Annotated in this window: 28 protein-coding genes and 1 pseudogene; 22 read left to right on the top strand and 7 right to left on the bottom strand. The window is 63.6% G+C overall.

Annotated elements, in window-relative coordinates; all coding sequences use genetic code 11:
• Nucleotides 1-4 precede the first annotated feature (4 nt).
• Nucleotides 5-922, bottom strand: coding sequence for a branched-chain amino acid ABC transporter permease LivH (locus FFI89_RS21780; protein ID WP_138829686.1), 918 nt, complete (start codon nt 920-922; stop codon nt 5-7).
• Between the two features lie 553 nt (nt 923-1,475).
• Here FFI89_RS21780 and FFI89_RS21775 point away from each other — a divergent pair.
• Nucleotides 1,476-2,354: an NAD(P)-dependent oxidoreductase gene (locus tag FFI89_RS21775; RefSeq protein ID WP_138829685.1), complete on the top strand. Its 879-nt coding sequence runs from the start codon at nt 1,476-1,478 to the stop codon at nt 2,352-2,354.
• A 252-nt stretch (nt 2,355-2,606) separates the two neighbouring features.
• Nucleotides 2,607-2,753, top strand: a complete 147-nt coding sequence (locus tag FFI89_RS34510) for a hypothetical protein (RefSeq protein WP_168212987.1) — start codon at nt 2,607-2,609, stop codon at nt 2,751-2,753.
• A gap of 69 nt (nt 2,754-2,822) precedes the next feature.
• Here FFI89_RS34510 and FFI89_RS21770 read toward each other — a convergent pair whose 3' ends face one another.
• The 3 genes from FFI89_RS21770 to FFI89_RS21760 form a co-directional block, all read right to left on the bottom strand.
• Complete coding sequence (locus tag FFI89_RS21770) at nt 2,823-3,218, bottom strand: carboxymuconolactone decarboxylase family protein (RefSeq protein WP_138829684.1); 396 nt, start codon at nt 3,216-3,218, stop codon at nt 2,823-2,825.
• Between the two features lie 102 nt (nt 3,219-3,320).
• Nucleotides 3,321-4,103, bottom strand: coding sequence for a 3-oxoadipate enol-lactonase (pcaD, locus tag FFI89_RS21765; RefSeq protein ID WP_138829683.1), 783 nt, complete (start codon nt 4,101-4,103; stop codon nt 3,321-3,323).
• An 18-nt stretch (nt 4,104-4,121) separates the two neighbouring features.
• Nucleotides 4,122-5,477 carry a 3-carboxy-cis,cis-muconate cycloisomerase gene (locus tag FFI89_RS21760; RefSeq protein WP_138829682.1) on the bottom strand — a complete coding sequence of 452 codons (1,356 nt, stop codon included), beginning with the start codon at nt 5,475-5,477 and terminating at the stop codon, nt 4,122-4,124.
• 216 nt (nt 5,478-5,693) lie between these two features.
• Between FFI89_RS21760 and FFI89_RS21755 the strand changes: the two genes are divergently transcribed.
• From FFI89_RS21755 to FFI89_RS21710, 10 genes are all read left to right on the top strand, one after another.
• Nucleotides 5,694-6,140, top strand: coding sequence for a carbon monoxide dehydrogenase subunit G (locus FFI89_RS21755; protein WP_138829681.1), 447 nt, complete (start codon nt 5,694-5,696; stop codon nt 6,138-6,140).
• Nucleotides 6,141-6,319: 179 nt separating this feature from the next.
• Entirely contained in the window at nt 6,320-6,805 is a 486-nt protein-coding gene (locus tag FFI89_RS21750; RefSeq protein WP_138829680.1) for a (2Fe-2S)-binding protein, read from the top strand.
• Between the two features lie 51 nt (nt 6,806-6,856).
• Entirely contained in the window at nt 6,857-7,660 is an 804-nt protein-coding gene (locus FFI89_RS21745; protein WP_138829679.1) for a xanthine dehydrogenase family protein subunit M, read from the top strand.
• A 31-nt stretch (nt 7,661-7,691) separates the two neighbouring features.
• Nucleotides 7,692-8,597, top strand: coding sequence for a MoxR family ATPase (locus FFI89_RS21740; protein WP_138835547.1), 906 nt, complete (start codon nt 7,692-7,694; stop codon nt 8,595-8,597).
• Nucleotides 8,598-8,717: 120 nt separating this feature from the next.
• Complete coding sequence (locus FFI89_RS21735; RefSeq protein WP_168212986.1) at nt 8,718-9,920, top strand: VWA domain-containing protein; 1,203 nt, start codon at nt 8,718-8,720, stop codon at nt 9,918-9,920.
• A 14-nt stretch (nt 9,921-9,934) separates the two neighbouring features.
• Nucleotides 9,935-10,264: an XdhC family protein gene (locus FFI89_RS21730; protein ID WP_074815317.1), complete on the top strand. Its 330-nt coding sequence runs from the start codon at nt 9,935-9,937 to the stop codon at nt 10,262-10,264.
• A complete protein-coding gene (locus FFI89_RS21725) occupies nt 10,261-10,965 on the top strand; it encodes an XdhC family protein (protein ID WP_138829677.1) in 705 nt (234 codons plus the stop codon). Before FFI89_RS21730 ends, FFI89_RS21725 begins: the two co-directional genes overlap by 4 nt.
• Entirely contained in the window at nt 10,962-12,566 is a 1,605-nt protein-coding gene (locus tag FFI89_RS21720; RefSeq protein WP_138829676.1) for an NTP transferase domain-containing protein, read from the top strand. Before FFI89_RS21725 ends, FFI89_RS21720 begins: the two co-directional genes overlap by 4 nt.
• Before the next feature lie 142 nt (nt 12,567-12,708).
• Nucleotides 12,709-12,921: a PRC-barrel domain containing protein gene (locus FFI89_RS21715; RefSeq protein ID WP_138829675.1), complete on the top strand. Its 213-nt coding sequence runs from the start codon at nt 12,709-12,711 to the stop codon at nt 12,919-12,921.
• 186 nt (nt 12,922-13,107) lie between these two features.
• Nucleotides 13,108-13,497 (top strand): DUF4189 domain-containing protein, encoded by a 390-nt coding sequence (locus tag FFI89_RS21710; protein ID WP_371722523.1) that lies wholly within the window; start codon nt 13,108-13,110, stop codon nt 13,495-13,497.
• 111 nt (nt 13,498-13,608) lie between these two features.
• On the opposite strand, the gene FFI89_RS21705 is transcribed toward FFI89_RS21710, so the two are convergent.
• On the bottom strand, nt 13,609-14,592 hold the full coding sequence (locus tag FFI89_RS21705; protein WP_138829673.1) for a Dyp-type peroxidase: 984 nt from the start codon (nt 14,590-14,592) through the stop codon (nt 13,609-13,611).
• Nucleotides 14,593-14,825: 233 nt separating this feature from the next.
• On the opposite strand from FFI89_RS21705, the gene FFI89_RS21700 reads away from it, so the two are divergent.
• The 3 genes and pseudogenes from FFI89_RS21700 (at nt 14,826) to FFI89_RS21690 (ending at nt 15,999) form a co-directional block, all read left to right on the top strand.
• The gene (locus FFI89_RS21700; RefSeq protein ID WP_138829672.1) at nt 14,826-15,236 is read left to right on the top strand and encodes a DUF2000 family protein; all 411 of its coding nucleotides are present in this window, start codon (nt 14,826-14,828) and stop codon (nt 15,234-15,236) included.
• A gap of 118 nt (nt 15,237-15,354) precedes the next feature.
• Nucleotides 15,355-15,478, top strand: a pseudogene (locus tag FFI89_RS21695) (cyclic nucleotide-binding protein); the annotation flags it as partial.
• Nucleotides 15,479-15,747: 269 nt separating this feature from the next.
• Nucleotides 15,748-15,999 carry a hypothetical protein gene (locus tag FFI89_RS21690; RefSeq protein WP_138829671.1) on the top strand — a complete coding sequence of 84 codons (252 nt, stop codon included), beginning with the start codon at nt 15,748-15,750 and terminating at the stop codon, nt 15,997-15,999.
• Nucleotides 16,000-16,034: 35 nt separating this feature from the next.
• Here the strand turns inward: FFI89_RS21690 and FFI89_RS21685 are convergent, their stop codons facing one another.
• Nucleotides 16,035-16,874: an amidohydrolase gene (locus tag FFI89_RS21685; protein WP_168212985.1), complete on the bottom strand. Its 840-nt coding sequence runs from the start codon at nt 16,872-16,874 to the stop codon at nt 16,035-16,037.
• Here FFI89_RS21685 and FFI89_RS21680 point away from each other — a divergent pair.
• The 7 genes from FFI89_RS21680 (at nt 16,867) to FFI89_RS21650 (ending at nt 23,685) form a co-directional block, all read left to right on the top strand.
• Nucleotides 16,867-17,199, top strand: a complete 333-nt coding sequence (locus FFI89_RS21680) for a hypothetical protein (protein WP_168212984.1) — start codon at nt 16,867-16,869, stop codon at nt 17,197-17,199. The genes FFI89_RS21685 and FFI89_RS21680 overlap by 8 nt on opposite strands.
• Nucleotides 17,200-17,770: 571 nt before the next feature.
• Nucleotides 17,771-18,433, top strand: coding sequence for a TetR/AcrR family transcriptional regulator (locus tag FFI89_RS21675; RefSeq protein ID WP_138829668.1), 663 nt, complete (start codon nt 17,771-17,773; stop codon nt 18,431-18,433).
• Complete coding sequence (locus FFI89_RS21670) at nt 18,430-19,215, top strand: HlyD family secretion protein (protein WP_138829667.1); 786 nt, start codon at nt 18,430-18,432, stop codon at nt 19,213-19,215. Before FFI89_RS21675 ends, FFI89_RS21670 begins: the two co-directional genes overlap by 4 nt.
• On the top strand, nt 19,212-20,156 hold the full coding sequence (locus FFI89_RS21665; RefSeq protein ID WP_138829666.1) for an ABC transporter ATP-binding protein: 945 nt from the start codon (nt 19,212-19,214) through the stop codon (nt 20,154-20,156). Before FFI89_RS21670 ends, FFI89_RS21665 begins: the two co-directional genes overlap by 4 nt.
• Complete coding sequence (locus FFI89_RS21660) at nt 20,153-21,319, top strand: ABC transporter permease (RefSeq protein ID WP_138829665.1); 1,167 nt, start codon at nt 20,153-20,155, stop codon at nt 21,317-21,319. The genes FFI89_RS21665 and FFI89_RS21660 overlap by 4 nt, the downstream gene beginning before the upstream one ends.
• Nucleotides 21,320-21,450: 131 nt before the next feature.
• Nucleotides 21,451-22,758: an adenylate/guanylate cyclase domain-containing protein gene (locus FFI89_RS21655; RefSeq protein ID WP_138829664.1), complete on the top strand. Its 1,308-nt coding sequence runs from the start codon at nt 21,451-21,453 to the stop codon at nt 22,756-22,758.
• A 12-nt stretch (nt 22,759-22,770) separates the two neighbouring features.
• A complete protein-coding gene (locus tag FFI89_RS21650; protein ID WP_138829663.1) occupies nt 22,771-23,685 on the top strand; it encodes a PhzF family phenazine biosynthesis protein in 915 nt (304 codons plus the stop codon).
• A 92-nt stretch (nt 23,686-23,777) separates the two neighbouring features.
• On the opposite strand, the gene FFI89_RS21645 is transcribed toward FFI89_RS21650, so the two are convergent.
• Nucleotides 23,778-24,242, bottom strand: a complete 465-nt coding sequence (locus FFI89_RS21645) for a DUF488 family protein (protein WP_138829662.1) — start codon at nt 24,240-24,242, stop codon at nt 23,778-23,780.
• Between the last annotated feature and the right edge of the window lie 97 nt (nt 24,243-24,339).

The following is a 24,339-nucleotide window of genomic DNA, read 5'->3' as shown; positions in this document are numbered from 1 at the left end:
CCCGTCAGACTTTTTCGACTTCGGGCCGGCCGAGCAGGCCGGTCGGAAGGAAGATCAGCACGATGATCAGGATCGAGAACGCGGCAACGTCCTTGTATTCGACCGAGAAGTAGGCCGACCACAGCGTCTCGATCAGGCCGATGGCAAGACCACCCAGCATCGCGCCGGGCAGCGAGCCGATGCCGCCGAGCACCGCGGCGGTGAACGCCTTGATGCCGGCAACGAAGCCCATGAAGAAATCGACCAGGCCGTAATAGAGCAGGTACATCATGCCGGCGACGGCCGCGAGCGCTGCCCCGATCACGAAGGTCATGGAGATGGTGCGGTCGACGTCGACGCCGAGCAGCGACGCCATGGTCTGATCCTGCTCGCAGGCGCGCATGTCGCGGCCGAGCCGGGTGCTCGACACCAGCCAGGTGAACAAAGCGAGCAGCACCACGGTGGTGATGACGACGACGATCTGGATGTTGGACAGTTGCACGGCGAAGCCGCCGGCGCCTTCATGCAGCGTATAGCCGCCGGTGATGATCGGCGGCACCGGCTTGACCCGCGCGCCCTGCGCGACCTGCGAATAATTGGTCAGCACAAAGGACATGCCGATCGCCGAGAGCATCGGCGCCAGGCGGAACGAGTGCCGCAGCGGCCGGTAGGCGATACGCTCCACCGTCCAGCCGTAGAGCGCGGTGACCGCCATCGACACCAGCAGCACGATCAGCAGGATGAGCGGTATGGCGGTCAGCCCGAACGAGACCAGCACCAGGAACGAGATCAGCGCGATGAAGCCGCCGATCATGAAAATATCGCCATGGGCGAAATTGATCATGCCGACGATGCCATAGACCATGGTGTAGCCGATGGCGATCAGGCCGTAGATCGAGCCGAGCACGAGGCCGTTGATCAGTTGCTGGGCGAAATAATCCATGCGCTGCCGCTGTTAGAGAACAACCACGCGGCAAGAGCCCCGGCAGCCCAAGACGACGCGTCGTGCCGTTTTCTAACAGTGGGACCCCGGGGCGGCAACAGCGCGGCCTGCGAATTTACGGGTATTTACGGCGACGCGGTCCGCATCGCGTGTCAAATCGGTGCCAGTCAAGATACCGGTCAGGTGCCGATCCTTGATCGCGTGGGCATAGGTGCTGAACAGAACTTCCGGCTTCAAGTAGGCCAACCACGAAGGGGGCCTAACTCCGTCCACAGCACGCCGGTCTTCGCCTCAATCGCGTGGTATCACGCCTTGGCCGTGGCTGGCCGATTGGAAACGCCGTCGATGAGTTTGATGAGGCCCGGATCATCGATGCGGCATTCCAAAGGGAGATTTGCGGCTTTTCGCGTCACCTACACTGCCCTGATGTTGGAGTATCCGGGATTGCCATTGGCAGTGGTTGTTCTTCGGAAAAATGTGAGCATTCAAGTAGTTACGATGGTTGCAGGCAATCCTTTGCGATCCCTGGGGGTCTGATGATATTGCTACGCAAATGCTGCCTAGAATTAAATCTTGTGTCGTGTTGGGCGGGTCCAGCCAGATCGGTTCGTGGCTTGCCCCAGCGTTGATCGCCAAGGGCTGGACTGTCCATCTCATTTCGCGCGGCTTGAAACCCCAACCCGATTATGGCTCAGCGGCGACTTGGCATTCCCTGAACTTGCGAACCGCGACGCCGTTTCCAGAAATCGATGCCAGCGTCGCGTTCGACACCATCGGGAACGTCGATGAATGTGTTGACCGACTGCGAACAGTCGGCGTTGACCGGGTTATCACGTTTAGCAGCACCAGCGTTTTTACGAAGGCCAGCTCTCCCGATCCCGGTGACAGGAAATCAGTCGAAGAGATCAAGCTCCGCGAGGATTCCATCATCCGCGCCTGCAATCATGCTCAAATGCGATGGACTATCTTTCGGCCAACGCTGATCTACGGCGGCAAATTCGGAGACCGGACCGTCAACGACATTGCACGAGTCATTCGAACTTTTCGGTTCTTTCCTGTCTTCGGCGATGCCAAGGGTCTACGTCAGCCGGTGCACGCGGATGATCTTGCCGCGGCCTGCATAGCCGTTATGGAGAACCCTGCTGCGTTTGACCGATGTTACAATATCGGTGGTGGCGAAGTGCTGCCTTATCGAGCAATGATCGAGCGAATTTTTGTCTCCATGGGCCGGGAACCGCGCCTTGTCCGCATCCCGCTCCCAGCATTCGAACTAGCTGCAAAAGCACTTCGCCAAGTGCCTCGTTATCGGCATATTACCGCATCGATGGCAACGAGAATGCAGCAAGACATGGTATTCGGCAACGAAGATGCCGAGCATGATTTTGGATACTCCCCACGCCGCTTTTTACCCACGATCCATTTGGAGAAGTAATTGATGGCCGACTCGACTCTGCCGATAATCTGCAGACTCTGGGCGGGTGGCCTCAAGATTGAAGTCTTATGGCGAGTAGGCATGCGGCTTGAAGGGCTTGTACGGAGCTGGTTTTCCGGGTGCGGGGTTCCGGCGTCACAGTCCGGACACGGCTTTGCCGCGCAATGATCGCCGAGGAACCGCTGTTCCCTTGCAACCAATGCCCGGGCTCCCCCGTTAGCCCCGACTACGTCCAACATGGAGATCCCAGACATGAGCAACCAGAACCAGAATCCGGGCCAGCAGAACCAGAACCCGGGTCAGAAGCCAGGCCAGCAGCAGCAAGGCGGCGGCCACAAGCCGGGCCAGCAGCAGCAGGATCCGAACCGTCAGGGCCAGAAACCCAATCAAGACCGCTAGTCGGAATAGACGCGTGAGAAGGAAGGCCCCGCCGCAAGGTGGGGCTCTTCCTTTGGCGAGATCGTGGCCTCAGGACCGCTTCAGCAATCCTAGTTCGGCGACGATCGCCGCGGCTTCCTTGACGGCATGGTTGGCCGCGGGCACGCCGCAATAGATCGCCTGCTGCAGCAAGATTTCCTTGATGTCGTCGGGCGTGAAACCGCCTTCGGCCAGGGCCGCGCGCACGTGCAGGCGGAATTCATCCCACTGGCCCAGCGCCACCATGGTGCCGATCACGAGCACGCGGCGGGTGCGGTGGTCGAAATGCGGCCGGGTCCAGATATCGCCCCAGGCATAGCGCGTGATCAGGTCCTGGAAATCGGTATTGAACGCGTTGCGGTTGGCGATCGATTTGTCGACCCATTCGTTGCCGAGCACCTTGCGGCGCTGGGTCATGCCGTCGTCGCGGCGCTGGTTGTCGTCCATGGATTTTCTCCCCGGTCATTGCGAGCGAAGCGAAGCAATCCATTCATCCGCGAAGAAAGTATGGATTGCTTCGTCGCTTCGCCCGCAATGACGTCGTTTGAGTTAGCGTTGCGTCAGGAAGCCGACCACCGCGTCGGTGAAGGCGTGCGGTTGCTCGACATTGGAAATGTGCGCGGCGTCCAAAATCGTCATGCTGGCGCCGGGAATCTTGCTGCGGATGTATTCAGCGGCAGAAATTGGCGTCGACATGTCGTGACGTCCGGCGATGACCAGCGTCGGGCTTTTGATTGTCGGCAACGCCTCGCGCAGATCGAGCGTCGACAGCGCCTCGCAGCAGGCGATGTAGCCCTCGACCGGCGTGGTCAGCATCATCGCCTTCATGTTGGCGGTGATCTGCGGCTCGCGCTCGCGAAAATCGGCGGTCAGCCAGCCCGACATCACGGTGTCGGCAACGGCGGCGATGCCGCCTTCCTTCACCGCCTTGATGCGCTCGTGCCAGCGGGTCGGGTCCGGATAGTGGCAGGCGGTGTTGGCGAGAATGATCTTGCCGAAACGATCCGGCGCGTTGGCTCCCAGCCATTGCCCGACCATGCCACCCATCGACAGGCCGCACCAATGGGTCTTGGCGATGTTGAGATCGTCGAGGATCGCCAGCACGTCGCGGCCGAAGCGCTCCATCGAATAGGGGCCGGGCGGCACGTTTGATTTGCCGTGGCCGCGCCGGTCGTAGCGGATGACGCGAAACACCTGGCCCAGCGCCTTCATCTGCGGCTCCCACATCGCCATGGTGGAGCCCAGCGAATTCGACAGCATCAGCGTCGGTCCGCCGTCGCGGCCTTCGACGGAAACGTTGAGCAGGCACCCGTCGGCGTCGATCATCGGCATCTGAAATTCTCCAGGCTCTTACTTGTCGTCGATTGAAGCGAGCAGGCGGTCGATCAGGGCTTGCGAAGCGCCCTGATAGGCCATCGGCTCGAACAGTTTTGCAAGGTGGTCGGCGCTGAGTTGCGCAGCGATCTTCGAATCCGCGGTCAGCACGTCGCGCAGATGTTTCTTGGTCGCGACGGCCTTCTTGCTGGCCGCCTCGATCAGATGATGGGCGTCGCTCTTGCCGATCTTTTCGGCCAGCGCCATCGTCACGGCCTCGGCCATGATCAGCCCATGGGTCGCATCGAGATTGACCCGCATCCTTGCGGCATCGACTTCCAGTCCTTCGGCGATATCGACGATCGCGGCCAGCGCGCCCGAGGTGACCAGCATCAGCGTCGGCAAGGTCGGCCATTCCGCGTGCCACGGCCCCGCGCTGCGCTCGTGGTCCTGCACCTGCGCGGCAAAGATCGTCGCCGCGAGATTGGGCGCCATGATCGCAGCACCAAGCGCGCTTGCTGCCGCCACCGGATTGCGCTTGTGCGGCATGGTGGATGAACCGCCGCGGCCTTCGCCCGAGGGTTCGAAGGCCTCAGCGACGTCGGTCTGCATCAGCAACGAGACGTCGCGGGCGATCTTGCCGCAGGTGCCGGCGAGGATCGCGAACACGGACGCCGCTTCCGCGATGCGGTCGCGGTGGGTGTGCCAGGGCGCGTCGGGCAACGGCAAGTTCAGTTCCTGCGCCAGTCGTTCCGCGACCGGCAACCCCTTGTCGCCGAGCGCGGCGAGCGTGCCCGCCGCGCCGCCGAATTGCAGTGCCAGCGCTTCGCGGCGCAGCCGCCGCAACCGTTGGCGCGAGCGGTGCAGCGCCGCGGCATATTCGGCAAGCTTGAGGCCGAACGGCATCGGCAGCGCGTGCTGCAGCCAGGTACGGGCCACCACGGGCGTATGGCGATGCTGTCGTGCCAGGGCGGCGAAGCCCGCAACGGCGCGGCCGGTGTCGGCGAGTAGGGCGTCGATGCCGGCACGCAGCCCGAGCATGGCGCCGCTATCGATGACGTCCTGGCTGGTGGCGCCCCAATGGACATAGCGTGCGGCGTCAGCATCAAGCTTCGCGACATCGGCGGTCAGAGCCTTGACGAGCGGAATTGCGAGGTTGCCGGATCGCGTGGCGGCCTCGGCCAGGGCTGCGAGGTCGAATGATTCGGCCCGGCAGGCAGCCGTGATCGGGCCGGCCGCGCTGGCCGGAATCACGCCGACCGCGGCTTCGGCGCGCGCCAGGCCGGCCTCGAAATCCAGCATGTTTTGCAGGCATGCGACATCGTCGCAGATCGCGCGCATCGCAGCACTCGACAGCATCGGTGCCAGCAGAGGGGAAAGGGACGTGCTCATGTGCGCGCGACCTAACCATTCCCGCCTGTCCCTGCCAATGCCCCTTTGCTTTCGGGGCTTGGCTTTCGGGGGTTGGCTTTCGGCGTTTGCGGTATCCGCGCCCGCCTGCGTCGCTTTGCGAATTTGCATCGCTCAATGTCCGAACGCGGCCTTTCCTTTCGCACCCACGTGGCTTACTTGGGATCACAGACCAAGGCGATTTCAGGAGGCACACCCATGGCCATGACGATGACCGGCGAAGTCCAGCTTGCAGCGCCGCGCGAGGCCGTGTGGGCCAAATTGAACGATCCGGACGTGCTGAAGGCCTGCATCCCCGGCTGCGAGGAACTGGAAAAGACCGAGGACAACGGCTTCCGCGCCACCGCCAAGATGAAGGTCGGACCGGTTTCTGCCCACTTCAAGGGCAAGGTCACCTTGAGCGACCTCGACCCGCCGAACGGGTACAAGATCTCGGGCGAGGGCGAGGGCGGTGTCGCCGGTTTCGCCAAGGGTGGCGCCACGGTGGGGCTGGCCGAAAAGGACGGCGGCACGCTGTTGAGCTACAATGTCGAGGCGCAGATCGGCGGCAAGCTGGCTCAGCTCGGACAGCGGCTGATCAACGGTTCGGCCAAGAAACTGGCCGATGAATTCTTCGCCAATTTCGCCAAAGCTGTTCAGGGCTGATCCCCGAAGCGGCTGATCCGCAAAAGGCCGCCCGGACCGTCCCGCTTGCCATGTCAGGCCATGCCCCAAGCGAGGGGCTCTGAGGTTGCTCATTGCCGGGATGGCCCATATTATGGCCTTGGAATGATTTTAAACGCCTGCGCGGCCGATATGCGGCTGTGCAGCTCAAGAGAGTGCTGATGGCCAAGATTTCCCTGATCGTGAACGGCAACCCCGTAAACGCCAATATCGACCCCCGTACCCTGCTGGTCCAGTTTCTGCGGGAAAATCTCCGGCTGACGGGCACCCATGTCGGCTGCGACACCTCGCAATGCGGCGCCTGCGTCGTCCATCTCGACGGCAAGGCCGTGAAATCCTGCACCACGCTTGCGGTCATGGCCGACGGCCACGAGGTCCGCACCATCGAGGGTCTGGCTGCCGACGGCGCGCCGCTGCATCCGATGCAGGAAGCTTTCCGCGAGCATCACGGCCTGCAGTGCGGCTTCTGCACCCCCGGCATGATCATGACCGCGGTCGATTTGGTGCACCGCAAGGGCCATGACCTTTCGGACCATGTCATTCGCGAAGAGCTCGAAGGCAACCTGTGCCGCTGCACCGGCTACCAGAACATCGTTGAGTCGATCGCCGCCGGCGCCAAGGCGATGGCCAAATCCGATCTCGCCTAGAGCAGATCTCGTTTAATCGAATTCATCGCGACCCGCGATCAGGAAGTTCTCATGTACGAATTCAAATATCATCGTCCGGCAACCGTACGGCAGGCGGCTAATCTGCTGCTGAAGAACGAAGACGCCAAGGTGATCGCCGGCGGCCACACGCTGGTGCCGGTCATGAAGCAGCGGCTCGCCAGCCCGCCGCATCTGATCGACCTCTCCCACATCGAAGGTCTCGGCGCGATCGAGATGAAGGGCCGTTCGCTGGTGATCGGCGCGACCGCCAGGCATGCTGAGGTCGCGACGTCGCCGATCGTCGGCGAAGCCATTCCGGCGCTGGCCGAACTCGCCGGCCAGATTGGCGACCCCGCGGTGCGCCACAAGGGCACCATCGGCGGCTCGCTCGCCAACAACGATCCGACCGCGGACTATCCGGCCGCCGTTTTGGCGCTCGGCGCCACCATCGTCACCAACAAGCGCAAGCTGAAGCCGGAAGAATTCTTCCAGGGCCTGTTCACGACGGCGCTGGAGAGCGACGAGATCATTACCAAGGTGATGTTCCCGCTGCCGAAGAAGGCCGCCTATATCAAGTTCCGCAACCAGGCCTCGCGCTATGCGCTGGTCGGCGTGTTCGTCGCCAAGCGGCCTTCCGACGTGCGTGTCGCCGTCACCGGCGCCGGCTCGGACGGCGTATTCCGCGCCGAGGCGTTCGAGGAAGCGTTGAAGAAGCGCTTCTCGCACAAGGTGCTCGACGGCATCTCGGTCTCCGCCGAGGGATTGAACAGCGATCTGCACGGCAGCGCCGAATATCGCGCGCATCTGATCGGCGTGCTGACGCGCCGCGCTGTCGAAGCCGCGACTGCGAAGTGAAACTGCTTTCTATCGTAAGACTGGCATGCTCATGAGTGCATCGGCGTTACCCAAATCCGTCGATGCGATGCTCGAACTCCTGACCTCGCGCGGCTATCTGGCCGAGCGGTCGCTGGCGACGGTGACCTTTCTGTCGCTGCGTATGGGCCGGCCGCTGTTCCTCGAAGGCGAGGCTGGCGTCGGCAAGACCGAAATTGCAAAAGTCTTGGCGGCGGCGCTTGGGCGCAAGCTGATCCGGCTGCAATGCTACGAGGGTCTCGACGTCGCTTCCGCGGTCTATGAGTGGAGCAGCGCGGCGCAGATGATCGCCATTCGTCTGGCGGAAGCCGCCGGCGATACCGACCGCGACCAGCTTTCCAGCGACATCTTCGCCGAAAAATTCCTGATCAAGCGGCCGCTGCTGCAGGCGCTGGAGCCGGATGTGGCCGGCGCGCCGGTGCTGCTGATCGACGAACTCGATCGCGCCGACGAGGCCTTCGAGGCTTACTTGCTGGAAATTCTCAGCGACTTCCAGGTCACGATTCCCGAATTCGGCACCATCAAGGCGCCGGAGCCGCCGATCGTCATCATCACCTCGAACCGCACTCGCGAGATCCACGACGCGCTGAAGCGGCGCTGCCTGTATCACTGGGTCGATTATCCCGAGGCCGAGCGAGAGCTTGCGATCGTCAAGTCGCGCGTTCCCAATATTTCGGCAAAACTGTCGCAGCAGGTCGTGCGCTTCGTGCAGATGCTGCGCGACCAGGACTTCTACAAGTCGCCGGGGGTTGCCGAGACCATCGACTGGGCCACCGCGCTGACCGAACTCGACGCCCGCTCGCTGACGCCGCAAGTGGTGGGCGACACGCTCGGCGCGCTGCTGAAATACCAGGACGACATCGCGCGCATGCAGGGCGACACGCTGCAGAAGGTTTTGAAGGAAGCGACGAGCGATTGACGCGTGTCGTAATAGTTAGCCGTCATTCCGGGGCGATGCGAAGCATCGAACCCGGAATCTCGAGATTCCGGGTCTGGTCCTTCGGACCATCCCGGAATGACGGCAGTGAGACCTGAACCGATGCCCATCGATCACCTCAATCCCCCGACAGGCCGGATGGCCGACAACGTGGTCGGCTTTGCCCGCGCGTTGCGGGCGGCAGGGCTGCCGGTCGGGCCGGGGGCGGTCATTGATGCCTTGAATGCGCTGCAGGTGATCGAGATCGGCAACCGCGCCGACGTCTACACCACACTGGAAGCGATCTTCGTCAAGCGCCACGAGCATGCGCTGATTTTCGCGCAGGCCTTCGCGCTGTTCTTCCGCGCCGCCGAGGAGTGGAAGAGCATGCTGGATTCGGTGCCGCTGCCGGATCACGCCAAAAAGAAGCCGCCGCCGGCCTCGCGCCGGGTCCAAGAGGCGCTGGCGCAGCCGTCGATGCGCGAGGAATCCGTGCAGGAGCAGCAGCAGGAGTTGCGGCTGTCGGTCTCCGACAAGGAGATCCTGCAGAAGAAGGATTTTGCGCAGATGAGCGCGGCGGAGATCGCCGAGGTCACCCGCGCCATCGCCAACATGCGGCTGCCGCAGGCCGAGTTGCGCACCCGCCGCTACCAGCCCGATGCCAAGGGCTTGCGGCTCGACATGCGCCGGACGCTGCGCAGTTCGTTGCGCACCGGCGGCGAGATCATCGATATCCGAAAACTCGGCCGGATCGACAAGCCGGCGCCGATCGTGGCGCTGCTCGATATCTCGGGATCGATGAGCGAATATACGAGGCTGTTCCTGCATTTCCTCCATGCCATCACCGATGCCCGCAAGCGCGTCTCGGTGTTTTTGTTCGGCACAAGGCTGACCAATGTGACACGCGCATTACGCGCGCGCGATCCCGACGAGGCGCTGGCAAGCTGTTCGTCGTCGGTGGAGGACTGGGCCGGCGGCACCCGCATCGCCACCTCGCTGCACTCATTCAACAAATTGTGGGGCCGCCGCGTGCTCGGGCAGGGCGCCATTGTGCTCTTGATTTCCGACGGGCTGGAACGGGAGGCCGACGACAAACTGGCATTCGAGATGGACCGGCTGCACCGGTCCTGCCGCCGCCTGATCTGGCTCAACCCGCTATTGCGCTACAGCGGCTTCGAGGCCAAGGCGCAGGGCATCAAAATGATGCTGCCGCACGTTGACGAATTCCGCCCGGTGCATAATTTGAGTTCGATGGGCGAGCTGATCGCGGCGCTGTCGGCGCCGCCTCCGCCGCACCACCGCAGCCTGATCCGATCCGCAGCCTGAGAGAGGGCCTTAACATGCTCAACCGCGACGAAGACATCCTCCAGGCCGCCGAGACCTGGCAGAAGGCCGGCCATGGGGTCGCGCTGGCGACCGTGGTCGAAACCTGGGGCTCGGCGCCGCGCCCGGCCGGCTCCAGCCTCGTCATCAACGATGACGGAACGTTCCTGGGCTCGGTCTCCGGCGGCTGCGTCGAAGGCGCCGTCGTCACCGAGGCGCTCGACGTGATCGCGAGCGGCAAGCCAAAAATGCTCGAATTCGGCGTTGCCGACGAGACCGCCTGGAATGTCGGCCTCTCCTGCGGCGGCACCATCCGCGTCTTCGTCGAGAAGGTGAGCCAGTCGTGAAACTCGAAACGCTGACACAGGTAAACGCCGAGCGCGCCGCGCGCCGGCCGGTGATCGTGATCACCGACACCGCCAACGGCGAGCAGCGGCTGGTCAAGGCAAAGGACATCGCGACCGATCCGTTGCGCGCCGAGCTTTCAAAACAGCTCCGCATGGGCAAGAGCGGCATGATCGAAGCCGCCGGCAAAAAACTGTTTCTCAACGTCTACGCGCCGACCGCGCGGCTCGTCATCGTCGGCGCGGTCCATATCAGCCAGGCGCTGGCGCCGCTGGCGCGGTCGCTCGATTACGACGTGACGGTAGTCGATCCGCGCACGGCCTTCGCCAGCCCCGAGCGTTTTCCTGACGTTCCGCTGGTCGCGGAATGGCCCGACGTCGCGCTGCCGCCGCTCAACATCGATCACTACACGGCATTCGTGGCTGTCACGCATGATCCCAAGATCGACGATCCGGCGCTGCTGCATGCCTTTGCGCGCGACTGCTTCTATATCGGCGCGCTCGGTTCGCGAAAAACCCATGCCAAGCGCGCCGAGCGCCTGAAGGCGCAGGGCGCCTCGGACGCGGATATCGCGCGCATCCGCGCCCCGATCGGGCTCAACATCGGCGCGGTGTCGCCGTCGGAGATCGCGGTCGCGATCATGGCGGAGATCACCGCCGAGTTGCGGCTGCCGAAAGAAAACGCGAAAGAGCAAGCGGCATGAAGTTCGGTCCCGCCAGTCCGGCCGACGCGATTGGCGGCGTCACCGTGCACACCCTGCGCCAGGGCGCGCTGGTGCTGAAGAAAGGCACCACGATCGGCCCCGCGGAAGTCGAGGCGCTCACCAAGGCCGGCGTTGCGGAAATCGTCGTGGTTCGGCTGGAGGAGGGCGACGTCTCCGAGGACGTCGCCGCGGCCAGCATCGCGCAAGCGGTTGCCGGCGACGGCGTCAATGTCGAGCGCGCCTTTACCGGCCGCGCCAACCTGTTCGCGGCGAAAGCCGGCGTGCTGGTGGTGGACCGCGCCGCGGTCGACCGCATCAACGGCGTCGACGAAGCCATCACCTTTGCGACGCTCGCCGCCTACAAGCCGGTGGTCGAAGGCGAGATGATCGCGACTGTCAAACTCATTCCGTTCGGCGTTGAGGCAAAACTGCGCGACGCCGCCGTGGCCGTCGCCGGCCAGGGCGCGCTGAAGATTGCGCCTTACACCATCAAGCGCGTCGGCGTTGTCTCGACCTTGCTGCCTGGGCTGGCGCCGAAGGTGATCGAGAAAACCCTGCGCGTCACCGCGGAACGGCTGGCGCCGGCCGGCGCCACCATCATCGCCGATCGCCGCGTGCCTCATGATGAGGCCGTGCTGGCAACCTCGATCAAGGAATTGCTCGGCCTCGGCGCCGAACTCGTGATCGTGTTCGGGGCCTCCGCCATCGCCGACCGCCGCGACGTGATCCCGGCCGCGATCACCGAAATCGGCGGCGCCATCGAGCATTTCGGCATGCCGGTCGATCCCGGCAATCTGCTCCTGATCGGCAGCGCCGGCGGCGTGCCGGTGCTGGGCGCGCCGGGCTGCGCACGCTCGCCGGTGGAGAATGGTTTCGACTGGGTGCTGATGCGGCTGCTCGCCGGCCTCAAGGTCACGCGCGCCGAGCTGACCGGAATGGGCGTCGGTGGGCTGTTGATGGAAATCGTCACACGGCCGCAGCCGCGCACCGTTGCCGAGATCGAGGCCAACCGCAACGTCGCCGCGATCGTGCTCGCTGCCGGTCGCTCGACGCGGATGGGCGGCCCCAACAAGCTGCTCGCCGAAATCGACGGCAAAAAACTGGTGCGGATCGTGGCCGAGCAGGCGCTGGCCTCCAAGGCGTCAGAGGTGATCGTCGTCACCGGCCATCAGGCCGAGCTGGTCGAACAGGCATTGGCCGGCCTCCAGGCCAGATTCGTCCGCAACCCGGATTTCGCCGGCGGGCTGGCCTCTTCCGTGAAAGCGGGGATCGCTGCGGTATCGGACAAAGCCGACGGCGCGATCGTGTGCCTCGGCGACATGCCGCTGATCGATAGCAAACTGATCGACCATCTGATCGAAACCTTCGCGCCCGACCGCGGCCAGTTGATCGTGGTGCCGGTCAACGACGGCCGTCGCGGCAATCCGGTGCTGTGGTCACGGCGTTTCTTCCGGGAATTGATGACACTCGACGGCGATGTCGGCGCCCGTCACCTGATCGCCAAGCACGCCGAAGCCGTGGCCGAAGTTCCGGTCGAGGGCGTCAGCGCGTTTCTCGACATCGACACCCCGCAGGCGCTGGAAGCAGCGCGGCGCGGGTAGGCGCGGCCATAGGACACTCCGGCGGGGCGCTCGCTTCGCGGGGTTCCGCCGGAACACCTATTTGCCTCGCGGTGGCCACGACTTCCGCGTCATTAAGATGCAGACAGCGCTTCGCTTAACGTCTCAAATCCGGGGTCACCCGATGCCAACTGTGATGGTCCGCGCGACCACGATCCTGGGCGAGTTCGAGCAGGTTCGGGCCGAACTCATCGGAAAGGCCGTGATCCTCACCGATGGAAAGGCCGGGACGGTCGAAACGGTCTGGCTGGATGAATTGCACGGCCTGCGAATCTCAATCAGGGGCCACGATGGCAAGTGGCCGATCTCCACGATAAAGCTGGCGCAGGCGGGCTGAAACCGGCTTCCGGACGTCGAGCAACGGCTCCGTCCCGTTCGTTCTTTCACCTCTGTCACGCCGGAATGCGTTGGACCGCAGGCGGTCGAGGCAGCGCCAGTCCGGCCTTTTTCAACCTCCCGTTCACCAAGTTGAAACTCCCTCTGGCTAGATTCCGGCCGGACTGCCTCGGGGGAGGGGATTTTGATTGTTTCGACTGCCGCCGCGCAACGCCGTGCGTTGTTTATTCTGGCGCTGACATTATTGCTGGGGGCATCGCGATTCATCACCGAGACCTGGGCGGCCGGCGCGTTGGCGGTCGGCAAATGCGGCGCCTATGGCCAGGCCTATGACTATGCCGCCGAAGCGCCGGCACGCGCCGCCGCGCTGAAGCAGTGCAAGGGCGACTGCACGGCGGTGACCATGAAGCGCGCCTGCGCTGCATTGGCGGTCGACATGGCCAATCCCTGCGGGCCCCATGGTTACGCCGTGAAGCCGAGGATCTCGAGCTCGCTCAACGCCGCCACCAAGAAGTGCTACGAATTCGGCGGCAAGGAATGCGTGATCCGCGCCTGGGCCTGCGACGCCAAGGGCTGATTTTGGTACCGTCATTCCGGGGCTCGCGAAGCGAGAACCCGGAAGTTCGAGATTGTCAGCTCGAGATTCCGGGTTCGATGCTTTGCATCGCCCCGCCATGACGCGCAGTAATCACGCACCCATAACCTTCTTCTGCGCGGCTTCAACGATCGCCTGCAGCATCGGGTGGGTCGGCGCGAAGAATGTCGTTCCGGTATGCGGCGTCGAGAAATCAAGCAGGCGGTCGTAAGCGCCCGGCGGTTCACCGACATACATTCGCTGCAGCATCTTCTCGATCACCCAGAGCTGCCGGGCATAGCCGATAAAATAGGTTCCGAATTCCTGTTGTCCCGGCCGGCCGAACGGCATGTTGTCGCGCAGGATATCATGTTCGTTGCCGTCGGCATCGACGATGGTCGCCAGCGACTTGTGCGATTTGCGCGGCGCGTCGTCGTCGTCGATTTCGATATTGTCGATCTTGGTGCGGCCGATGATCTCCTCCTGGAGATGCGTCGGGGTTTTCGTCCACGCGCTGAGATCGTGCAGATATTTCTGGACGACGACATAGCTGCCTCCGGCGAAGTCGGCGTCTTCATCGCCGACCAGCGCCGATGCCGGCAGATCGAGGCCGGTCGGGTTGGCCGTGCCGTCGACAAAGCCGAGCAGGTCACGGGCGTCGAAATACCGAAAGCCTGAGACTTCGTCGACAACCGTCACGGCGGCGCCGAGACTGTCGAGCAGAATCCGTTCAAACTCAAAGCACATATCGGGACGTTCGGACCGGATATGGAAGAGAAGGTCACCGGGCGTTGAGGGTGCGGCATGAACCGGTCCCTTGATCGGCGCAAACGGTTTCAATTCCTTCGGCCGGCTGTCCGGATGAAGACGATCCCAGAGATCGTGGCCGATCCCGGCGATGCACGACAGGCGGCCGTTGAGATCGCGGAATCCGACGGTTTTGACGAGATCGTCAAGCCCGCCGAGTACGGAGGCGGCCTTCGCGAGCGCGGCCTGTTCGCGCGCAACGGTGACCACCAGAAAAACCGCGGCGCGCGATAGCGGAGCGCCGACGCTCTGCGCGTCGATCGGCACCCGGTCCCAATTCTTCCCTGACATTCCAAATGCTCTGCTTTACCAAGGCAGGATATCGCGATCGCAAGCGGACATGCAACAGCGGAGGGAAGTGGCGTTCTGGCCGGCAATCGGATATCGCCGGACCCACTGCTATCGTCATTCCGGGGCGCGTCGAAGACGCGAACCCGGAATCTCGATGTTTATAATCTCGAGATTCCGGGTCTGGTCCTTCGGACCATCCCGGAATGACGTCGTTACGTCGTGGGGAAAATTTCATGCAATTCGACACCAAGATCGCGGTCGTGATTCGGACCGATCTCGAACCATGGCAGAAGCTCAACGTTGCTTCGTTCCTGGCGGGCGGCATTGCCGCGGCGTTTCCCGAGTGTATCGGCGAGTCCTATGGCGACGGCTCCGGCACCCAATACTTGTCGCTGATCGGCCAGCCGATCCTGGTCTACGGCGCCAACCGCCCGGCGCTGTCGCGTGCACTCGAACGCGCGCTCACCCGCAACGTCACGCCTGCGGTCTATATCGAAGAGATGTTCAGGACCACGCATGACGCCGCCAACCGCGAGGTGGTGAAAGCCGTGATCCGCGCCGAGCTCAATCTGGTTGGGCTGGCGATGCGCGCCGAGCGCAAGGTGATCGACAAGATCGTCGACGGGCTGAAGTTTCACAACTAGCCGGTGGACCGCATCCGTTTTACTTGAGGTTTCGGTCTTGACCATCCTGCAGATTATTCATGGTCGAGACGTCCCGTCGGACTTGGCCCGCGTGCGTTAGCCGAAGTATATTGGGCCGATGGCTGTCAGTTCCCCTGATCTGAAAGCATTCCTGCTCGCCACGCCCTTCTTCGGTGGCCTCTCGGACGCGAGCCTCGATCTCCTGGTCTCAATGCTGGTGGAGCGCTATTTCGACGCCGGCGTCTCCGCCGCGCCGACGGTCGCATTGCCGAGCTTATTCGCGCGAGTGAATGAGCAAGGCCGGGCGCACGCCGGGCGCGAGGCGGCCGGCGACGTCGTCGACGGGTTGAAATTTCGCGGGGAGCGATGAGGCCGGCGCGGAACGGCCCTGCGAACGGTTCCGTTGGCGGAACCCATGAATTTCGTTTGTCCTTGTGCGGTACCGGATTGACAGATGTCCGGCTGCTGCCAAAAAATATAAGCGGGAGTGTAGCTGAGTGAGGAAACGGCAATGGGCACAATTGGCGCGGTTTTCCAGCCGGAACTTATCAAACTGATGAAAGCGGTGCTCGACGATGCGGCCGCGACGCTTCCGGAATCGAGGCGGACGTCGACGATGATGGCCGACATGGCATCGCAAATTCTCGCCCGTGCGGCCAGGGGCGAGCACGACCCGGCGGCGCTGAAAAATGCCGCGCTTGCGGTCGCGGTCGAGTGTTCGCACTATTCCCACGACATCTCGCCGGAGCGGCGTGCGGTATAGGGAGTGCGGCGTGTGGTGGGATTTTTGCCGCCGCCTCAGCGCTTCGGCGACCAGCCATAGGCCTTGGCGCAGGCGCCGCCCATCAGCATCGCTCGCTCGGCGTCGCTCAGCCGATCGGTCCTGAGAAAGGGCACGACCGCCTGCTCGTAATTGACGACGGCGAACGCGCGGGTCCAGTCGGTGCCCCACAGGCAGCGCTCGAAACCCCAGGTGTCGAACACGCGCCCCAGCGGATCCCAGATGTCGGGGAAGGGAAACGGCTGCCGCGACAGCGTGCAGGCGCCGCTGATCTTGATCACCGCGTTCGGGCGTTTGGCGAGTGCGAGCACCTTCGGCAAGTCGGCCCACGGCTCGAGCGGCGCGGGCGGCTGGCGCGGCTGCAGGATGGCGAGATGGTCAACGATGAACCTGACGTCGGGATGGCGATCGATCAGCGCCGTGCCCGCGTCCACATTGTCCCAGCACAAGAGGTTGACCGGAAAGTCGTAGCGAACGGCGGCGCGGGCGATCCGGTCGAGGCCGGGGTCGTCGGGCGCGCGCCCGTTTTCCCTGGTCAGCATGATGCGGATGCCGACCGCGCCCGGCGTCTTCTTCCAGTCGGCGACGACATCGGCCACATCGGGGTTGTCAGGATCGACCGGCTTGACGATCGCCATCCGGCCGGGATGCGCCCGCTGCACTTCCACGGCATAGCTGGCGTCGTAGCGGTACATCGAAAAAGCTGAAATGAAGATCGCGCCGTCGACGCCGACCTTGTCCATCGCCGCCACCATTTCGTCCCCGGTGACATGGTCGGGCCAGTTCGGCACGCTGTACCACGGGCGCTTCGACGTGTTCGCCTCGTAGGCATGGACCTGGGAATCGATAATGGTCATGGGACGCGTTCCTCCGTGCCGGGCGATTTTTTTATGCCCGATGATTTCGGACATTGCAGCAGGTTCGCGCACCGAGGGCAACGCGCGCGGCGCATTGCTGCTGCGTGGATCGCGGGTGACAAGGCTGTACTCCGCTGAAAAAGCCGTGCGCCAAAAATCTAATTTGCTGAAGGGATTCAACGCGATTTGGGTCGTCCAGTCCCTCGGGAAAAAATATTCCGCTGTTACCGTCGGGCAAATCAGTAGTTCAACTCCGCCCGTCTACCGCGACAAGAGGGGCGATCGCGATCGTCACGACCGTGCGGTGGGATGCGATGGACGCTGATGCTGCGACTGACGAGCGTGGCGTAAGCGTACGGCGAAGTCGTGTGGTCCTGATGCCGCGACGCTGGCGTCAAGTTCGTGGGAAGCCAACGCTTCTTATGGACGACGGTGACAACAAAGCCCGTTCACCGGGGAGAGCTCGAAGTAAGCCGTAAAGCCGTTGCGTGGGGGAGGCCGGTGTGTTCACCGCTGAACCTGTATGCTCGTGAGCGCACTTTTCTGTGCATCATGCTCGCGAGACCGCGGGTGCAGCGCGCACCCGGTCTTCCCCGCGCCCTCTGTTTTCAGGAGGGCAAGGTTTTCTTGCAAAACTCCGGGCGCATCGCGCCGCGAGAAGGCGAAGTCGTATTTGTAGCTTCGTAGCCCGGATGAGCGCAGCGAAATCCGGGACCGCTCTCACCCCACCCCGGATATCGCTGCGCTCATCCGGGCTACAAGTTAGAGCGCCGTCATTGCGAATGAAGCCAAGTAACCAACTGAAATTACCCCATCATTTCCGGTAACGCCGACGTGAGCCAGAACCCGATTCGATCTCAATTGACAATGACTGACTGGTCAGTCAAAGATAACCCATGACGAATAGAGCCTCCAGAAAGACCTCGCCAAAGCAGCCGGCCGCTCAGCCCGCGTCCAATCGCGCCGAGCGCGCGGCGGAGCGCCGAGGCGCGATCGTTGCGGCGGCGATGGAGGAGTTCATCGCGCGCGGCTTTGCCGCGACGCGGCTCGACGACGTCGCCAAACGCGCCGGCGTCGCCAAGGGCACGATCTACCTGCATTTCAAGGACAAGGAATCGATGTTCGAGGAGCTGATCCGGACCGCCATCGTGCCGCTGGTCAGCCGGCTCGGCGCCGTGCCGCCGCGGCCCGATGCCACGGTGCGCGAGATGGTGGAGGGCTTTGCCAAAACCTTCATCGAGCAGGTGGCGACGACGCAGCGCGGCGACATCGTGCGGCTGATCGTGGCCGAGGGGCCGCGCTTTCCCGCCGTCGCCGACTTCTACTACCGCGAGGTGGTCGCCAAGGGCATTGCCGGCATGCGCGCCATGATCGAGCTCGGCATCGCGCGCGGCGAAATCCGGAACAAGAACCTTGCACGCTTCCCGCAGATCCTGGTGGCGCCCGTGCTGATCAACGTGATCTGGCAAAGCCTTTTCAGCAAACACGCGCCACTGGACGCGATCGAAATGCTTCAGGTGCATCTCGATCTGGTGTTTGGCGAACGGAGGACGGCATGACTTCGTCGCAAGCGAGAGCAATCCTGACCGCGCTAGCGCTCGCCGCCATGCTCGCGGGCTGCAACGAGCGCAGGGATCCCGGTTTTCAGGGCTGGGTCGAGGCCGACATGATCTTCGTCAGCCCCGATGAGTCCGGCCGGGTCACAAAACTCAACGTGCGCGAGGGCGACGAGGTCAAGCCCGGCACGCCGCTCTACACGGTCGACGACGATCTGCAGCAGGCCGATCTCAACCAGAACAACGCCACGCTGGCGAATGCGCAGCAGACCTACGACCGCGCCGCCTCGCTGAGCAAGTCCGGCTCGGGCACACAGGCCAATCTCGACTCCGCGGTCTCGGCGCTGCGGGTGGCGGAAGCCCGCGTCAACACCTCGCAGACCCGGCTGGCGCGGCGCAGCGCCTTTGCGCCGGTCGGCGGCACCATCCAGCAGATCTATTTCCGCGAAGGCGAGATGGTGGCGGCGCAGCGGCCGGTGGTGTCGATCATGCCGCCCGGCAACATCAAGCTGCGCTTCTTCGTGCCCGAGACCGAACTGCCGAAGCTTGCGATTGGCGACGAGGTGAAGGTCACCTGCGATAATTGCGCCGCCGATCTCACCGCGAAAATCTACTTCATCGCGACCGCGGCCGAATATACCCCGCCGGTGATCTACAGCCTCGATGAGCGCAACAAGCTGGTCTATCTGATCCAGGCGCGGCCGAGCCGGCCCGATAGCTTGCGTGTCGGCCAGCCGATCAGTGTGTTCCTCGGCGTGCGGACACCGGTGGCGGACAAGCGATGAGTTCCGCGCCGACATCAGCGCCTGACATCGCCATCGATGTCGCAGGGCTGTCGAAATCGTTCAGCGGACGCGAGGTTGTGCATGACCTGTCGATGCAGGTGAAGCGCGGCACCATCTACGGCTTCCTCGGTCCGAACGGCTCCGGCAAAACCACCACCATCCGCATGCTGTGCGGCCTGCTGACGCCGGATGCCGGCGATGGCACCTGCCTCGGCTACGACATCCGCCGCGACGCCGACAAGATCAAGCGCCAGGTCGGTTACATGACGCAGCGCTTCAGCCTGTATCAGGACCTCTCGGTGCGGGAGAACCTGGAATTCGTGGCGCGGCTCTACGGCATGCGCAATGCGCGCGCCGCCGCAAGCGACATGATCAAGCGCATCGGCCTCAATGGCCGCGAGGAGCAGCTGGCCGGCGAGCTGTCCGGCGGCTGGAAACAGCGGCTGGCGCTCGGCGCCTGCACCTTGCCCAATCCGCAATTGCTGTTGCTGGACGAGCCGACCGCCGGCGTCGATCCCAAGGCGCGCCGCGATTTCTGGAACGAGATTCACGCGCTGGCGGCGGAAGGGCTGACGGTGCTGGTCTCCACCCATTACATGGACGAAGCCGAGCGCTGTCACGAGATCGCCTATATCGCCTATGGCCACCTGCTGGCGCATGGCACCGTGGACGAGGTGATCGCGAAATCGGCGCTGTCGACCTACACCGTCACCGGCGACGATCTCAATGCGCTCACCGCCGAACTCACCGGCAAGCCCGGCATCGACACGGTGGCGCCGTTCGGCACCAGCCTGCATGTCTCCGGCCGCGACAAATCCGCGCTCGAGGCCACCGTCGCGGGCTATCGTGACGGTAAGGGGTGGTACTTCCAGCCCAGCGAACCGTCGCTGGAGGATGTGTTCATCGACCTGATGAGCCGCTCAAAGGACAATTTCCAATGAGCGCGAACGAAGCCTATCGCGGGAATCACGACGTCAAGGAACCTCCGTTCGGTTTCTGGTGGCGCAGCTATGCGATGCTGGTCAAGGAATTCATCCAGCTTCGCCGCGACCGCGTTTCGTTCGCGATGATCGTGATGCTGCCGGTGATGCAGCTCGTCCTGTTCGGTTTCGCCATCAACACCACGCCGCGCAACCTGCCGACGGCGGTCTTGCTGCAGGAGGACAGCGACCTTGCGCGTTCGGTGCTGAAGGCGATCGAAAACACCGCCTATTTCCGCTTCACCCGCGAAGTTCACAGCGTCGCCGAGTTCGACGACCTGCTGCAGTCGGGCAAGGTGCTGTTCGGCGTCGAAATCCCGCGCGGCTTCGAGCGCGCGGTGCGGCGCGGCGACAAGCCGGCGCTGCTGGTCGCGGCCGATGCCACCGACCCGGTGGCGGCTGGCTCTGCGCTCGGTGCGCTTGGCGCCATCGTGCAGACTGCGCTGGAGCACGACCTCCATGCCGGCGATCCGCCCTTGATGCCGTTCGAGATCCGCGCCCATGCGCGCTATAACCCGGCGGCCTCGTCACGGCTCAACATCGTGCCCGGCCTGGTCGGCACCATCCTGACCATGACCATGCTGATCTTCACCGCCCTGTCGGTGACGCGCGAGATCGAGCGTGGCACCATGGAAGCCCTGCTGTCGATGCCGATCAAGCCGGTCGAGGTGATGTTCGGCAAGATCGTGCCCTACGTGATGGTCGGCTTCATCCAGGCGACGCTGATCGTCGGCATCGGCGTGTTGCTGTTCGGGGTGCCGATCCTCGGCAGCCTGTTCACGCTGGCGCTGCTGTCGACGCTGTTCATCACCACTAACCTCGCGATCGGCTACACGTTCTCGACCATCGTGCAGAACCAGCTGCAGGCGATGCAGTTGTCGATGATGTTCTTCCTGCCCAGTATTCTATTGTCCGGCTTCATGTTTCCGTTCGCGGGCATGCCGGTCTGGGCGCAATATATCGGCGAGGGCCTGCCGCTGACGCACTACGTCCGCATCGTTCGCGCTATCATGCTCAAGGGCGCGACTATCCAGAATTTGCAGTACGACACGATTGCACTCATTGCACTGATGCTGTTGGCGATGACGATCGCCGTGACGCGCTTCCGTCGCACGCTCGATTGATGCAATATTGTGGGCAGTCGTTCCGGGGCGATGCGAAAGCATCGAACTAAGATGTGCTATTGCACATCTGAGAATCTCGAGATTCCGGGTTCGATGCTTTCGCATCGCCCCGGAATGACCAGGAAAGAACAATGCTGGGGCTGTGGGGAAACAAGGCGCAGGGCTCGGCGGTATCGGCCGAGTTTCAGCATGCATTGATGCAGCAGGTGCTACGCACCGAGCTGATCCGCGTGAAGGCGCTGATTGGGACGGCCGTGATCCTCGCGGTTATGCTCGGGATCCTTCATACCATCGACCCTTATGCGGTCGAACATCTCTGGCATGGACGTCTCAAGCCGACCGACCTTTTCAGCATCCTGATCCCGTTCATCGGTTTCGAACTCTGGGTCCATGTCAGCATCAGCCGGTATCTGAAGCTGGACCGCGATCTGCCGGTCTATCGGCGCTATCTCGGCGCGTTTATCGAAACCTCGATGCCGACGTTGGCGCTGGCGCTGCACATCGACAGCATGGGGCCGGTAGAGGCGCTCGGCTTCGTGGTGCCGCTGACCTATTTCATCTTCATCATTCTCTCGACGCTGCGGCTGGATTTCTGGCTCTCGACCTTTACCGGCTTCGTGGCGGCCGCCGAGCTGTTCTACATGGCGATGTTCTATCATCGTGCCGGCAGCGTCGATCCCGCGCCCGACCTCTATTATCACGCCGTGCGCAGCGTGATGGTGCTGATCTGCGGCATGCTGGCGGGTGCGGTGGCGGTGCAGTTGCGCCGGCAATTCGCGGCCAGCATTCTGGCCGCGACCGCACGCGACCGTGTCACCAACCTGTTCGGCCAGCACGTCTCGCCGCAGGTGGTGGCGCGGTTGATGGCCGAAGGCACCGGCACCGGGAGCGACATCCGCCGCGTCGCCGTCATGTTCGTCGATTTCCGCAGCTTTACCGCGGGCGCGCGTGACCGGTCGCCGCAGGAGGTGGTGGACCGGCTCGACGGCGCGTTTGCGGTGCTGGTGGATATTCTCGATCGCCACGGCGGCATCGTGAACAAGTTTCTCGGCGACGGATTCCTGGCGCTGTTCGGCGCGCCGTTGGAGGCGCAAGACGCCGCGCATCAGGCGGTCGCCGCGGCGCGCGAGATGCTCGAGGCCAACGAGCGCGCCAACAAGGCGGCGAGCTGGCCGCTGCGGATCGGCATCGGCATTCATTTCGGCGAAGTGGTCGCTGGCAACATCGGCTCGCCGCGTCGCAAGGAATACACGGTGATCGGCGATACCGTGAACTTCGCCGCACGGCTCGAAGCGCTCAACAAGGATTTCAATTCGCAGTTCCTGATCTCGCAAGCCGTCCGCGACGCGCTGGGAGAGGCGTGCGGCGATGCGGTTTCGCTCGGCGAGGTTCAGGTCAGGGGCTACGACCGGCCGATGAGCGTGTGGCGATTGGGATAGGGGAAGTTCGACATGCAGCGGCGTTACATCACCTGCGACGTATTCACCGACCGCGCCTTCGGCGGCAATCCGCTCGCCGTGGTGCTCGACGCCGGCGGGCTCGCCACCGCGCAGATGCAGGCGATCGCGGGCGAGTTCAATTATTCGGAGACGACCTTCGTACTGCCGCCGGCCGATCCCGCGCATGACGCGCAGGTTCGAATCTTTACGGTGAACCGGGAGATCCCGTTCGCCGGCCATCCCAATGTCGGTACCGCCTTCGTGTTGGCGACACTGACCGAAAAGCCGCCGGCGCGGCTGTTGTTCGAGGAGAAGGCCGGGCTGGTGCCGGTGGAGATATTGACCGAGCAGGGCAGGGTTGTGGGGGCTGAGCTGACCGCACCTCAGCCGCTGAGACGGTTGTCGCAGCTCAGCGCTGAACAGGCTGGCGCCTGCCTTTCGCTGTCGGCCGGCGATGTGAAGACGGACCGGCATGCGCCGCAGATCATCTCGGTCGGGCTGCCGTTCCTCGCCGTCGAGCTCGCCTCGCGCGAGGCGCTGCGGCGGGCGCGACCCGATGCCGCGGCATTTGCACGGACCTTCCCGTGCGACGGCAGCGACGCGGTCTATTTCTACACGCGCGACGTGCCGGCGGGTGAAAAGCCCTGCGATCTGCAGGCGCGGATGTTTCATCCCGGCGCCAGCGGATTGTCGGAGGACCCGGCGACCGGAAGTGCGACCGCTGCCGCCGCGGCGCTGCTCGCCGACCTCGATTCCACACGGGACGGCGAACTGAAATTGAGTATCGGGCAGGGCGTCGACATGGGGCGCCCAAGCCTGCTTAAGACGCGCGTCCGCAAACAGAACGGTGCGGTCGCATCAGTTCATGTCGGCGGCGGTTGCGTGCAGATGATGGCGGGGACGATTTGGCTGACGGGCGAGGGGTGACGTTCCCGACGTCATTGCGAGCGAAGCGAAGCAATCCATCGCGGCGAAGGAAGGGTGGATTGCTTCGTCGCAAGGGCTCCTCGCAATGACGGCTACACCTGCGGCGCCACCAGATTCTCGACCTTCACGCCGTCGCGGTCTTCGATGATCTCGGCGATCCATTGCCGGTGGCAATGCGCGTGGTCCCGCTCGTAGCAGAGGATGCAGACCGGACCTGACTTCTTCACCAGCGCGGACAGTTCGTCGAGTTCCTCCCTGGCCTGTACCGTCTTCAGATGCGCGGAATAGATCTTGTGCAGCAGGCCGAACTGGCCGCTGCGTGCGGCCTCGCGACCGCTCTTCGGCGTACCGAGCCCCTTCAGGTGCAGGTAGGAAATGCCGCGCTCGTCGAGGCCTGCCGCGAGCTGGTTCTTGGAAAAGCCCGGCCGCCGCGACGACGCTACTGCGCGCACGTCGACCAGCAGTTTCACGCCGGCATCTTGCAGCTCGTCGAGTACGGCCTTGGCCGGCGTCTGCTCGTAGCCGATGGTGAAGAGGCGCGTGGTCTTGCGGGCCATTGCAGTCCAGACATTGGTGATGCCGTTGGTGCAAGGCTACGCCATGGATGGATCGAGTTCCAGATCCGCGTTGCGGCCGGGTGCGGCGTATCGCATA

It is taken from the genome of Bradyrhizobium sp. KBS0727, from assembly GCF_005937885.2.
GTDB lineage: Bacteria > Pseudomonadota > Alphaproteobacteria > Rhizobiales > Xanthobacteraceae > Bradyrhizobium.
The sequence above is the reverse complement of the archived record's forward strand: the minus strand, read 5'-3'. Positions and strand labels throughout refer to the sequence as shown.